Below are 13566 nucleotides of genomic sequence, written 5' to 3'. Positions count from 1 at the left end.
GTCTAAGATTCACCCCCATGACGGACACGCACGCGCGCCCCAGGCGCCGCCGACGCCGCGTTCTGCGGATCACCCTGTTGCTGGTCGCCGTGCTGATCCTGGGCGCCGCCGGAGCCGGCTGGTGGATGTACAGCCACCTCAACGGCAACATCGACAGCGTCGACCTGGACCAGGCCATCGGCGACAACCGGCCGCCGAAGGTGGCCGCGAACGCCCAGAACATCCTGGTGCTCGGCTCCGATTCGCGTGCCGGAGCCAACGCCGACCTCGACCACGGCGATGTCAGCGGCGCCCGCTCGGACACCGCGATGCTGGTGCACATACCCGAGGGCCGGGCCAAGGCCACCGCGGTGAGCATCCCCCGCGACACCCTGATCACCCGGCCCGAATGCAAGGACGGGGACGGCAAGACCGTGCCGTCCGCGAAGCGGGTCATGTTCAACTCGGTCTACTCGCTGGCCGGTCCGGCCTGTGTGGTCAACACCGTGGAGCAGATGTCCGGCGTCCGCGTGGACCACTTCGTCGAGGTCGACTTCGCCGGCTTCAAGGGCCTGGTGGACGCGCTCGGAGGGGTCACCGTCACCCTGGACAAGCCGATGAGCGGGGCCAAGGGCGGGCTGAAGCTGGACGCGGGCACGCACCGGCTGAACGGCACGGACTCGCTCAAGTTCGTCCGTACCCGCTACGGCTACGGGGACGGCAGCGACCTCGGACGCATAGGCCTGCAGCAGCAGTTCATGATGGCGATGCTGACCGAGGTCAAGAAGCAGGACGCGCTCGGCAACCCGGCGCGGCTCTACAAGCTCGCCGACGCCGGCACCAAGTCGCTGACCACCGACTCGGACCTCGCCTCCCTCACCGCGCTCTCCGACTTCGCCAAGAGCATGAAGGGCGTCGACCCGGACACGATGGAGACCATCATGCTGCCGGTCGCCTACGACAAGGTGGACCCGAACCGGGTGGTCGTGGCCGAGCCGCAGGCCACCCAGTTGTGGGAAGCCCTCCGCACGGACCAGAAGGTCCCGGCCTCCGCGAAGGACTCCCCCGCCAAGGGCTGACGGAGCCGGCACCGGCGAAGCCGGCCGTACGGGTGACGCGTACGGCCGGCTTCGCCGTTCCGTGCCCTGCTGCGCGTCTAGAACTTCGCGTCCTGGCCGAGCTTGCCGAGCCGGCTGTGGCTGCGGCCGTACAGGAAGTAGACGATGAAGCCGACGACCATCCAGATGCCGAACCGGATCCAGGTCTCGGCCGGCAGGTTGAGCATCAGCCAGAGCGAGGCCGCGATCGACACGATCGGGACGACCGGCACCCACGGGGTGCGGAAGGCCCGGTGCAGGTCGGGGCGGGTCCGGCGCAGGACGATCACGCCGAGGGCGACCACCACGAAGGCGAACAGGGTGCCGATGTTCACCAGTTCCGCGAGCTTCTCCAGGCTGGTGAAACCCGCGACGATGGCGATGATCCCGCCGAGCAGGAGGGTCGCCCGGTACGGCGTGCGGTACTTGGGGTGGGTGACGGAGAAGACGCGCGGCAGCAGTCCGTCACGGCTCATCGCGAAGAACACGCGGGTCTGGCCGAGCAGCAGGATCATGCACACGGTGATCAGGCCGACGGCCGCCCCGAGGCTGATGGCGCCGGAGAAGAACGGCTGGTTCACCGACTTGAAGGCTTCGGCGAGCGGGGCGGTGGGCGACATCTCCGTGTACTTCTGCATGCCGGTGACCACCAGCGTCACGGCGACGTAGAGCACCGTGCAGACCAGCAGCGAGCCGAGGATGCCGCGCGGCATGTCCCGCTGGGGATTCTTGGTCTCCTCGGCCGCGGTGGCCACGACGTCGAAGCCGATGAAGGCGAAGAAGATGAGGGAGGCCGCGGTGAAGATGCCCATGACACCGAAGTTGGTGGGCGCGTAGCCGAACATCAGCTGGACCAGTGGTGCGTGCAGGCCGCCGCCCGCTTCCTGGGGCTGCGCCGGGGGGATGAACGGCGAGTAGTTGTCGCCCTTGATGAAGAACAGGCCCGCGATGATGACCAGCAGGACCACGGTGACCTTGATGGCGACGACGACCGCGGTGATCCGGGCCGAGAGCTTCGTCCCGATGACCAGGATCGCGGTCAGCACCAGGACCAGCAGGAAGGCGAGCAGGTCGAAGGATCCTCCCGCGTCGGGCCCCGACAGCGCGGCGGGCATGTCCCAGCCGAGGTTCGTCGACATGAGGTGGCGCACGTACCCGGACCAGCCCACCGCCACGACGGCGGTGCCGAGCGCGAACTCGAGCACCAGGTCCCACCCGATGATCCAGGCGGGCAGCTCACCGATCGAGGCGTACGAGAAGGTGTACGCCGAACCGGCCACCGGCACGGTGGACGCGAACTCGGCGTAGCAGAGCGCTGCGAGGGCGCAGACGATGCCCGCTGCCACGAAGGAGAGGGAGGTGGCGGGTCCGGCGTTGTTCCGGGCCGCGATGCCCGTGAGGACGAAGATGCCGGTGCCGATGATGACGCCCACGCCGAAGACCGTCAGGTCCCAGGCGGAGAGCGACTTGCGGAGTGCGTGTTCCGGCTCCTCCGTGTCGCGGATGGACTGCTCCACCGTCTTGGTGCGGAAGGGGCTGTTCAGATCCTTACTCACCGACGCACCTCCGACAGGTGATGACGCACGCGAACGGGCCGGGAGGCCCACCCCTTCAAGGGTGATCTCCCGGCCCGTGGCGTGCAACCGCGCGGCGATCCGGCCTGCGCTGTCCGGCCTAGTCGACGGCGGCGGCCGGCTCGCTGTCGAAGCGCCCGTCCAGCTTGGCCACGAGGCCGGTGACCTGCCGGGCGATGTCCGGAGCGGTCAGCCCGATCTCGGCCATGACCTCCTTGCGGGAGGCGTGGTCCAGGAAGCGCTGCGGGATGCCGAAGTCGCGCAGCGGTACGTCGACCCCCGCGTCCCGGAGCGCCTGCGAGACGGCGGAGCCCACGCCGCCGGTACGGCCGTTGTCCTCGACGGTGACGACCACGCGGTGGCGGTCGGCGAGCGGGGCCAGGGCCTCGTCCACGGGCTTGACCCAGCGGGGGTCCACGACGGTGGTGGTGATGCCCTGCTTGTCGAGCAGGTTCGCGATCTCCAGGCACATCGGGGCCAGCGCGCCGACGGAGACCAGGAGTACGTCCGGCCTGGTGACTTCGGGAGCCGGGGTGCGCAGCACGTCCATGCCGCCGATCCGGCCGACGGCCGGGACGGCCGGGCCGACGACGCCCTTGGAGTAGCGCACGACGGTCGGCGCGTCCTTGACCAGGACGGCCTCGCGCAGCTGGGCGCGCAGCTGCTCGGCGTCGCGCGGGGCGGCGAGCCGCAGACCGGGTACGACCTGCATGATCGACATGTCCCACATGCCGTTGTGGGAGGCGCCGTCGGTGCCGGTGACACCGGCGCGGTCCAGGACGAAGGTGACCCCGCACTTGTGCAGGGCGACGTCCATCAGGACCTGGTCGAAGGCGCGGTTGAGGAAGGTGGCGTACACCGCGAAGACCGGGTGGGCGCCGCCGGTCGCCAGGCCCGCCGCCGAAGTGGCGCCGTGCTGCTCGGCGATGCCGACGTCGAAGATCCGGTCGGGGTAGGCGTCCGCGAACTTCTTCAGGCCGACCGGCTGGAGCATGGCCGCGGTGATGGCGACGATGTCCCCCCGCTCCTTGCCGAGCTTGACCATCTCGTCGGCGAAGACGGAGGTCCAGCTGGCGGCGTCGGTGCTGACCGGCAGGCCGGTGTCCGGGTGGATCACGCCGACCGCGTGGAAGCGGTCCGCCTCGTCCTGGACGGCCGGCTCGTAGCCCCGGCCCTTCTGGGTGAGGCAGTGCACGATGACCGGACCGCTGAAGCGCTTGGCGCGCTGCAGGGCGGACTCCAGGGCCTCGATGTCGTGGCCGTCGATGGGGCCGATGTACTTCAGGCCCAGGTCCTCGAACATGCCCTGCGGGGCGATGAAGTCCTTGAGGCCCTTCTTGGCGCCGTGCAGGGTCTCGTAGAGCGGCTTGCCCACGACGGGGGTGCGCTCCAGGAGGTCCTTGCCGCGGGCCAGGAAGCGCTCGTAGCCGTCCGTGGTGCGCAGGGTCGCCAGGTGGTTCGCGAGGCCGCCGATGGTGGGGCCGTACGAGCGCTCGTTGTCGTTGACGACGATGACCAGGGGGCGGTCCTTGGCGGCGGCGATGTTGTTCAGCGCCTCCCAGGCCATGCCGCCGGTCAGCGCGCCGTCGCCGATGACGGCGGCGACGTGGTGGTCCTCGCGGCCTAGCACCTCGTTGGCCTTGGCGATGCCGTCGGCCCAGCCGAGCACGGTGGAGGCGTGCGAGTTCTCGATCACGTCGTGGTCGGACTCGGCGCGCGAGGGGTAGCCGGAGAGGCCGCCCTTGGAGCGCAGGTTGCCGAAGTCCTGACGGCCGGTGAGCAGCTTGTGGACGTAGGCCTGGTGGCCGGTGTCGAAGAGGACCTTGTCCTTGGGCGAGTCGAAGACCCGGTGCAGGGCGATCGTCAGTTCGACCACCCCGAGGTTGGGGCCGAGGTGCCCGCCGGTCTTGGAGACGGCGTCGACGAGGAAGGACCTGATCTCGGCGGCGAGCTGGTTGAGCTCCTCCTGGCTGAGCAGGTCCAGATCGCGCGGTCCCTTGATGCGGGGCAGCAGCACCCGTGCCTCCTTGCAGTTGCTTGCTGGTCCGACGAGTCTAATGTTCCGCTCGCGGGTGCGGTCATCGGGCCGCCCCCGTGAGTCACACCTTTGTCATACATGAACACACCATCGCGTGGTCACACATCACAAACAGGCGTATACCCGCACAGGCGTACGCACATATGTACGCACGGATGCCCGGCACCACACGAAGTGGCGCCGGGCATTGTGACGGGTCTTACCGCTTAGGCACGTCCGGCCGTCTTCTGGGTCTTGCGCGTGACCGAGTCGATCACCACGGTGGCCAGCAGTACGGCACCCGTGATCATGTACTGGATCGGAGTCGCGATTCCCTCCAGGGCCAGACCGTACTGGATCGAGACGATGACCATGACGCCGAGGAGGGCGTTCCAGGTCCGGCCCCGGCCACCGAAGAGGCTGGTGCCGCCGATGACGGCCGCCGCGATCACGTTCATCAGCAGGTCGCCGGCGCCGGCGCTCTGGTTGGCCGCCGCGATCTTGGAGGCCCAGAACAGGCCGCCGATGGCCGCGAAGGTGCTGGAGATCGCGAAGACCGTGATCCGGATCCGGGTGACGTTGATGCCCGCGCGGCGGGAGGCCTCGACGCTGCCGCCCAGTGCGAAAACGTTTCGCCCGAAGGTCGTGCGGCGCAGCAGGAAGTCCGTGACGACCAGGGCCAGCAGGAAGAGCACCACCGCGAGCGGCAGGCCCTTGTACTGGTTGAACAGCACGGCGGGACCGAACGCGCACAGTGCGAGCAGGCCGGTGCGCAGCAGGATCTCGGTGAGCGGCCGGGACGGCATCCCGGCTGCCTCGCGGCGCCTCGCGTCGAGGAAGGCCGCGACGAAGTAGCCGGCCACCGCGAGCGCGGCCAGCCCGTAGGCGACGGCCACGTCCGAGAAGAAGTACGTGGTCAGCTGGCCGACCACGCCATCGGAGTCGATGTTGATCGTGCCGTTGCTGCCGAGGATCTGCAGCATCGCGCCGAGCCAGAAGAGCAGGCCCGACAGGGTGACGGCGAAGGCCGGGGCGCCGACCTTGGCGAAGAAGAAGCCGTGGATGCAGCCGATCAGGGCGCCGCCGACGATGGCCAGGAGGATGGCCAGCCATTCGTTCACGCCGTGGGTGACGGCGAGGACGGCGACGATCGCGCCCGAGACACCGCTGACCGAGCCGACCGAGAGGTCGATCTCGCCGAGCAGCAGCACGAAGATGATGCCGATGGCGATCATGCCGGTGCCGGTCATCGTGATCGCGATGTTGGTCAGGTTCTCCGGGGAGAGGAAGTTCGAGTTCAGCCCCTGGAAGATCGACCAGATGACGATCAGGCCGATGACGACCGGGAGGGAGCCCAGATCGCCGGCCTTCATCTTGCGCTTGAACTCGCCCACGTACCCGGCGAGGCCCTCTTCCCTGACGAGCAGGCGGGGGTCAACGGCCGGGATCGCGTCGTGCGCGGCCGCGGGGTTGACCGGGTCGATGTGCTCCTGCTGGTCGACGGGGCCTTTGCCCAGTGGACCGGTGGCAGGGTTCTTGGTGCTCACTTGCCGGCCTCCGAGGTGCGGGCCGCCCGGCGGGTCACGGCGTTGTCCGTGGCACCGGTGATGGCGGAGATGATCTCTTCCTGCGAGGTGTCGGCGACGTTGAAGACACCGTTGTTGCGGCCCAGCCGCAGGACCGCCACCTTGTCGGCGACGGCCTTCACATCGGCCATGTTGTGGCTGATGAGGATGACGGCGTGGCCGCGCTCGCGCAGCCGCTCCACCAGGTCGAGCACCTGTGCGGTCTGCTCGACGCCGAGGGCGGCGGTGGGCTCGTCGAGGATGACGAGCTGGGGCTCGCCCAGCATGGAGCGGGCGATCGCCACGGTCTGGCGCTGACCGCCCGAGAGCGAGGCGATGGGGATACGGACGCTGGGGATCCGGATGGACAGGGTGGTCAGGAGCTCGCGGGCGCGCCGCTCCATCTCCACCTCGTCGAGGACGCCGTGGCGCTTGAGCTCGCGGCCGAGGAAGAGGTTGCCGACGACATCGATGTTGTCGCACAGCGCCAGGTCCTGGTAGACCGTCGCGATGCCCAGGTTCTGGGCGTCATGGGGCTTGCCGATGGAGACCGGACGGCCCTCCCACTCGATGACGCCGTCATCGATGGGGTGCACGCCGGCGATCGTCTTGACCAGCGTGGACTTTCCGGCACCGTTGTCGCCGACCAGGGCGACCACTTCACCGGAGTGGATCTCGAGTTCTACGTCGGTCAGGGCCTGAACGGCGCCGAACCGCTTCGAGACCCCTCGCAACGCCAGCACGGGCGCAGCGGACACATGAACCATCTCCTTCGCCGCCTGACCGGCGGGGATGTCGTGCAAAAGAGCAGGAGCGGGGCGAATGGGGGAACGTTTCTGCCCGGCGCCCCGCCAGTGGCGGGGAATGGGGGCGGGGCGCCGGTCAGGCACGGGGGCCGCCTCGCGAGGAGGCGGCGGGGGCCGCTACTTCAGGCCGAGGGAGGCGCAGGCCGCCGCGTACTTGTCGGTGCAGATCTCGGCGACCGTGTAGACGCCGTCCTTGACGACGGTGTCCTTGATGTTGCCCTTGGTGAGCGAGACGACCGGGATCAGCACGGAGGCGACACCCTTGGCGGTCGGGCTGTCGACCGTGGAGGTGCCGCCGGCCTTCTCGCCCTTGGCGAGGGCGACGGCCATCTTCGCGGCGGCCTCGGCCTCGGGGGCGTACGGCTTGTAAACGCTCATGAACTGCTCGCCCGCGACGATGCGCTGGACACCGGCGAGTTCGGCGTCCTGGCCGGTGACCGGCGGCAGGGGGGAGACGCCGGCACCCTTGAGGGCCGTGATGATGCCGCCCGCCATGCCGTCGTTGGCGGAGTAGACGCCGACGACCTTGTCCTTGCCGAGCGCGGAGAGCGCGGCCGCCATGTTGGTGTTGGCGTTCTCCGGCTTCCACTCGACCGTGTCGTACTCCTTGCCGACGTTCACCTTGCCGTCGAGGACGGAGTGCGCACCGGACTTGAAGAGCTTGGCGTTCGGGTCGGTGACCGAGCCGTTCATCATGACGATCTGGCCGTCCTTGGCCTTGTCGCCCAGCGCCTCCAGCAGCGCCTTGCCCTGAACCTTGCCGACCTCTTCGTTGTCGAAGGAGGTGTAGGCGTCGATCGGGCCCTCGGCGAGACGGTCGTAGGCGACGACCGGGATGCCGGCCTCCTTCGCCTTCTTGACCGAGCCGGCAATGGCCTTGGAGTCCACCGCGTCGACGATCAGGACGTCCACCTTGTTGGTGATCATCGTGTCGACCTGCGAGTTCTGCGTGGTGGCGTCCTGCTTGGCGTTCGCGTAGACGACCTCGCCCTTGCCGCCGGTGAGCTCGGCGACCTTCTTCTCGATGAGCGGCTTGTCGAACTTCTCGTAGCGCGCAGTCTGGTTCTCCGGCAGGAGCAGGCCGACCTTGATCGCGTCGCCCTTGGCGGCGCCGGACTCCTTGGTCTTGTCGCCGGCCTCCTTGGCGCTGCCACAGGCGGCGAGGGAAACGGCCATGGCGCCGGCGGCAACGGCTACTGCGGTTCTGCGCATACGCGTGTTCATTACTTGAACCTCCCTGACGAGGCCGCAGCACTGCGGCCGAGGTGGATGTGAGTCAACCCCGGCCGCAAGTTTGCCGTCAAGGAGTGAATCCTTAACGAGATGACAACGGTGCCATCCGTTATCTAACTGAAGACATGGCGGCTGAAGCGCGCACTCCACTTCCATGATCCGACAAAAGTGTCGAATCGCCCATTTCACTGAGCACAAGAGCTAGTGCGCCGAGCACCTCGGCCCGCCCGCCCAGGGACCCGGTCAGCACCGACAACTGGCGGGCCGCGCTCGGGATCGCGTACCTCCCGACCGATTCGCGGATGGGCGCCAGGACGAGTTCGCCCGCCTCCGCGAGCGAGCCGCCCAGGACCACCCGGCTCGGGTTCAGGAGGTTGCACAGACTGGCCACGCCGCTGCCGACGTGGCGGCCCACGTCCGTGATGACGCGGCGGCAGCCCGGGTCCCCGTCGCGGGCCAGTTCGACCACCCGCTCCATCGTCAACTCGGGTCCGTGGCTGCCCTGGAGCAGCGGGAGCACGTACCGGGCCGCGGCGAAGGTCTCCAGGCAGCCGCGGTTACCGCAGCGGCACACCGGACCCGATTCGTCCAGGGTGATGTGCCCGATCTCGCCGGCCGTGCCGCCGGGGCCGCGGTAGATCTGGCCGTTGATCACCAGTCCCGCGCCGACGCCGCTGGCGACCTTGATGTAGGCGAGGTCCTTTACTCCCCGCCCGCTCCCCCAGACGAGTTCACCGAGGGCCCCGAGGTTCGCGTCGTTGTCCACGTACACGGGTACGCCGAGGCGCTGCGAGAGTTCCTGGCGGGGGTTGATGCCGGCCCAGCCCGGGAGGATCGCGGTCGACCCCAGGGTCCCGGACTCCACGTCGATCGGGCCGGGGACGCCGAGGCCGACGCCGATGGCCTTGTCCAGGCTCACCCCGATGCCCGCGATCAACCGTCCGACCAGCGCTTCCGCCCGGTCGAAGCCCTCCACCCAGGAGGCGTCCACGTCGAGCGGCTCAGCCTCCTCCGCCAGCACCTGGTGGGCCAGGTTCCCGACCGCCACCCGCAGGTGGGTATGGCCGAAGTCCACACCGATCACGATGCCCGCATCGCCGCTGAGCGACACGCTGCGGGCCCGCCGGCCGCCCGCCGAGGTGTCGGTGACCTCGACGGTCCCGCCGTCCTTGAGCTCGCGGACGATGTTGGAGACCGTGGCCGCCGACAGTCCGGTGGCGCGGGCGATCTCCGCCTGGGTCAGCGAACCCGCGAGCCGCACCGCCCGCACGACCCGTTCGAGATTCGCGCGATGTAGCGAAGACTGCGATCCGGGCGTCTGCACGACTCATCCACTCCTGCCCATAAGCGACGGCCAGCCGTCGCCCCCCGGCCGGGGAACGTCGCAGAAGCTCTCGCTCCGAGACCCCGGCGTCTCTCCAACTTGTGAACCTTAAGTCGAGCCTTTGTCCCTCGACACGTCAAGAGGCTGACACGGCACGAACCGGCAACTACTGGCCATAAGGGGGAGAGAACGGTCGCCCGGATCGTGCTACGGTCGCTGAGGCGCCGGTCCTCTGCGGCCTTTCCGGCCGGACCGCGCCTGCAATGACAGCGCGATGCGAGGAGGTGTTCGGGATGAGTCCCGATCGAAGTCCTTGCCGCGCTCTCGCTCTCGCCGGCTGACCCGCTGACCGGTCGGCCTTTCCCTGAGCACGCACGGCTGCGGTCACCCGCTGTGTCCGTGCGCTTCCGCGTTTCCCTTTCCTTCCGGATGTCCTGACCCTTCTGTCAGGCATACGTCATCCATGCCCCCGGCGCATCCCGTGGCCCGTCCGCGGCACCCCGCGCCGTTCAATGATCACTCCACGTGACCGCCCGGCTTCGCGCTGCCCGGACACCGCGGAGGGAGGTATTCGTCATGACCATGCTCACCCCTCGTACCCCCGCGAAGCTCGCGCCGCCGGGCCGGTCCCGCCGCGAGCGGGCCGCCGCCGAGCTGGAGTCCCGTAGCCGGATCGTCTCGGCGCCGACATCGACGCCCTCGACGACACGGCGCTGCGCGCGCTGGCCGCCCGTACGACCGTCTTCGCCAAGGTCACCCCGGTCCAGAAGGCCCGGATCGTACGGGCCCTGCAGGCCGGAGGCCACACCGTCGGGTTCCTCGGGGACGGCATCAACGACGCGGCCGCGCTGCGCGACGCCGACGTCGGCATCTCGGTCGACACCGCCGTGGACATCGCAAAGGAGTCGGCGGACATCATCCTGCTGGAGAAGGACCTCACCGTCCTGGAGCAGGGCGTGATCCAGGGCCGGACCACCTTCGGCAACACGATCAAGTACATCAAGATGACGGCGTCGTCGAACTTCGGCAATGTCTTCTCGGTGCTGGTGGCGAGCGCCTTCATTCCCTTCCAGCCGATGCTGGCGATCATGCTGCTCGTGCAGAACCTGGTCTACGACATCTCCCAGCTGGCCACGCCGTGGGACCGGATGGACGAGGAGTACCTGCGCAAGCCGCGCAACTGGGACGCCAAGGGCATCTTCCGCTTCATGGTGACGATCGGCCCCGTCAGCTCCGTCTTCGACATCTCGATGTTCCTGATCATGTGGAACGTCTTCGCCGCCGACAGCGAGGCGAGCCAGTCCCTCTTCCAGTCCGGCTGGTTCATCGAGGGCCTGCTCTCCCAGACCCTGATCGTCCACGTGATCCGTACCCGGAAGATCCCCTTCATCCAGTCCCGCGCCTCCTGGCCGGTGATGGTGATGACCGTCCTCGCGGTGCTGACCGGGCTGTACCTGCCGTTCTCCCCGCTGGCCGCCTCGCTGGGCTTCGTGGCCCTGCCGGCGAGCTACTTCCCGTGGCTGATCGGCGTGCTCCTCGCGTACTGCACGCTCACGCAGGTCGTGAAGACCTGGTACATCCGCAAGTTCAACACCTGGCTTTGACGCGCTTCCCGGCGGCACGGCCCGGGATTCCCGCCACGGCTGACTGGCCGTCCGGGTGGCTTCCTGCTTCACCGCGCTGTGCCTGGGTCTTCCCCTCGGCGCCCTCGGGTTCACCACCGGCCTGCTGCCCACGTACGAACCGCCGGCGGTCGGTCCGGCGACCCTGCCCGGCGGCCGGGCCGACCGCCGGGCGGGACACCGACCTTCACCTGTGACGGCCGGGGCACGGCCTTGGACGTCGGCACGCACCCGCCCCGACGACCACCCCAGCGGCCCGTCGCGGCAGTGCACGGGCTCCGGCACCTGGTCGTAGGCGCCCGGCCGGGACGCCTGGACCCATGGGGTCCGCGCCCCCATCCCGGGGTGCTTCTGGCCGGCGTGGAGCGTCGGCGGCACCGACCGGCAGCCCTGGATCCTCCAGAACGTCGGTCACCCGGGTTCCGGCAGCCGACGGCTCCTAACGCCGGGGCTACTTGAGGGTGGCGGAGGTCAGGCCGGCCTGGATCTGGCGCTGGAAGGAGAGGTAGACCGCCAGCATGGGGATGATGGCGATGGTGGCGCCGGCGAACAGCACCGGCAGGTCCGTCTCGTAGCCCATCTGGTACTGGAGCTGGATGAGCCCCTGCGTGAGCATGTAGCGCTCGGGCTCGCCGCTCGTCTGCGGCTGCATCAGCACGGCGGGCAGGATGTACTGGTTCCACTGGCCCAGGACGTTGAAGATCCCCACGCTGATCAGGCCGGGCTTGGCCATGGGCAGCATCACCTGGAAGAAGATCCGGGTGTCGGAGGCCCCGTCGATGACCGCCGCCTCGTGTATCGCCGTGGGCAGCGTCCGGAAGAAGGAGTGCATGAAGAAGACGGTGAACGGCATCGAGTAGGCGACGTACACCAGGATCAGGCCCTGGTAGGTGTTCAGCATGTCGAAGCGCTTGACCATGAAGAAGAGCGGTACGAGCGCCAGGAACACCGGGAACATCGCCCCGCTGACGAAGAAGTAGTAGATGACCCGGTTGCCCGTGAAGGGGTAGCGGGCGAGTACGTACGCGGCCATCGAGCCGAGCAGCATGGTCAGCGGGACCGAGAACACCAGCACGATGAGGGTGTTGGCGAAGTAGCCGCCGATGCCCTTCTCCCAGGCCCGGCCGAAGGCGTCGAAGTGCCAGTTCGAGGGCCAGCTCAGGGCCGAGCCGCCGATCTGCGCGTCCGTCTTGAAGGAGCCGAGCGCGAGCCAGATCAGGGGCAGCACGATCATTATCGCCCAGAGGACGAGGAAGCCGTGCGAGAAGACGTTGAGGACCATGCCCTCGGAGCGCCGCCCGTCCCGATCCCCCGTCCGGCCTGTCTTGCCCGACCGCTCCGCGGCAGCTTCGCCCGGAGCCTTGATCACTGTGGACTGTGCAGCCATCGTGGGACTCCGCTCAGAACTCGATGCGCTCGCGGCGGGTGGCGCGCAGCGTGATGATGGAGAGGATCATGGTCAGGGCGAGCATGACCACGCCCATGGCGCAGGCGTAGCCGCTCTTGCCGAAGTACAGGAAGTTGCGCATCAGCACCGTCGACATGACCTCGCTGTGGTGGTCGGGTCCGCCGCCGAACTGTTGCGAGGTCATGGTCGACACCAGGACGAACATGTCCATCGCGGCGATGCCCAGATAGACCGCGGAGGTCTGCACAGAATCCCACAGCAGCGGCAGGGTGACCCGGAAGAAGGTCTGGGCGCGCCCGGCGCCGTCGAGCAGCGCCGCCTCGTAGATGTCCTTGGGGACGGACTGCATGGCCGCGGAGAAGAGGACGAGGTAGAAGCCGACTCCGTGCCAGACGACGACGAACAGCAGGCACCAGAGGACGAGGTCGGGCTCGTTGAGCCATTCGACGGGGTGCTCCGCGTCGATCAGGCCGAGCTGGGTGAGGAAGCCGTTGAGCAGGCCGCCCTCGTCGCTCCGGTAGATCGCTCCGAAGAGCACGGCGAGAATGGCGAGGGAGAGCACCTGCGGGAAGAAGTAGACGATCTTGTAGACCCGCGAGCCGCCGACGCCCCGCACTCCGCCGGCCCCGCTGCGTCCTCCCGCGTTCACCATGAAGGCGAAGAAGAGGGCGAGCAGGATGGTGATGACCGGGACGAACACCAGGAGCAGCAGGTTGTGCCCGAGGGCGCCGCGGAAGACCTCGTCCTTCAGCAACGAAGCGTAGTTGTCCAGGCCGACGAAGTCGAACGTCGGGGACTGGCCGCTCCAGTTGGTGAAGGAGTAGCCGAACGTCTGTACGTACGGCCAGATGACGAAGGTCAGGTACAGCGCGAGGGGCGCGACGAGGAAGCCGGCGATGAAACCGGCCCGCCCCTTGCTCTGGGCTACATGGCTCATGGTG

The 13566-nt window shown here is 68.5% G+C and carries 10 protein-coding genes; 2 read left to right on the top strand and 8 right to left on the bottom strand.

Translation table 11 applies throughout. The features are described from left to right. Window positions 1–17 precede the first annotated feature (17 nt). A complete protein-coding gene (locus tag OG737_RS24115; protein WP_405921959.1) occupies window positions 18–1058 on the top strand; it encodes an LCP family protein in 1041 nt (346 codons plus the stop codon). A 77-nt stretch (window positions 1059–1135) separates the two neighbouring features. Here OG737_RS24115 and OG737_RS24110 read toward each other — a convergent pair whose 3' ends face one another. The 6 genes from OG737_RS24110 to OG737_RS24085 form a co-directional block, all read right to left on the bottom strand. Then, a complete protein-coding gene (locus tag OG737_RS24110; protein WP_328928226.1) occupies window positions 1136–2632 on the bottom strand; it encodes an amino acid permease in 1497 nt (498 codons plus the stop codon). 118 nt (window positions 2633–2750) lie between these two features. Then, window positions 2751–4667, bottom strand: coding sequence for a 1-deoxy-D-xylulose-5-phosphate synthase (gene dxs / locus OG737_RS24105; RefSeq protein ID WP_328928225.1), 1917 nt, complete (start codon window positions 4665–4667; stop codon window positions 2751–2753). Window positions 4668–4894: 227 nt separating this feature from the next. Then, window positions 4895–6184 (bottom strand): sugar ABC transporter permease, encoded by a 1290-nt coding sequence (locus tag OG737_RS24100; RefSeq protein WP_405681334.1) that lies wholly within the window; start codon window positions 6182–6184, stop codon window positions 4895–4897. A 26-nt stretch (window positions 6185–6210) separates the two neighbouring features. After that, complete coding sequence (locus tag OG737_RS24095; RefSeq protein ID WP_328928224.1) at window positions 6211–6999, bottom strand: ATP-binding cassette domain-containing protein; 789 nt, start codon at window positions 6997–6999, stop codon at window positions 6211–6213. Between the two features lie 156 nt (window positions 7000–7155). Next, on the bottom strand, window positions 7156–8262 hold the full coding sequence (locus OG737_RS24090) for a substrate-binding domain-containing protein (protein ID WP_328928223.1): 1107 nt from the start codon (window positions 8260–8262) through the stop codon (window positions 7156–7158). A gap of 118 nt (window positions 8263–8380) precedes the next feature. Further along, entirely contained in the window at window positions 8381–9595 is a 1215-nt protein-coding gene (locus OG737_RS24085) for an ROK family transcriptional regulator (RefSeq protein ID WP_328928222.1), read from the bottom strand. A 689-nt stretch (window positions 9596–10284) separates the two neighbouring features. Here OG737_RS24085 and OG737_RS24080 point away from each other — a divergent pair. Continuing rightward, entirely contained in the window at window positions 10285–11199 is a 915-nt protein-coding gene (locus tag OG737_RS24080) for an HAD-IC family P-type ATPase (RefSeq protein ID WP_405922444.1), read from the top strand. Between the two features lie 469 nt (window positions 11200–11668). Here OG737_RS24080 and OG737_RS24075 read toward each other — a convergent pair whose 3' ends face one another. Both OG737_RS24075 and OG737_RS24070 read right to left on the bottom strand, forming a co-directional pair. After that, window positions 11669–12604, bottom strand: coding sequence for a carbohydrate ABC transporter permease (locus OG737_RS24075; protein ID WP_328928220.1), 936 nt, complete (start codon window positions 12602–12604; stop codon window positions 11669–11671). Between the two features lie 13 nt (window positions 12605–12617). After that, the gene (locus OG737_RS24070) at window positions 12618–13562 is read right to left on the bottom strand and encodes a sugar ABC transporter permease (RefSeq protein ID WP_328928219.1); all 945 of its coding nucleotides are present in this window, start codon (window positions 13560–13562) and stop codon (window positions 12618–12620) included. Window positions 13563–13566 lie beyond the last annotated feature (4 nt).

Source organism: Streptomyces sp. NBC_00122, from assembly GCF_045160845.1.
In the GTDB taxonomy this organism is placed as follows: Bacteria; Actinomycetota; Actinomycetes; order Streptomycetales; family Streptomycetaceae; genus Streptomyces.
The sequence above is the reverse complement of the archived record's forward strand: the minus strand, read 5'-3'. Positions and strand labels throughout refer to the sequence as shown.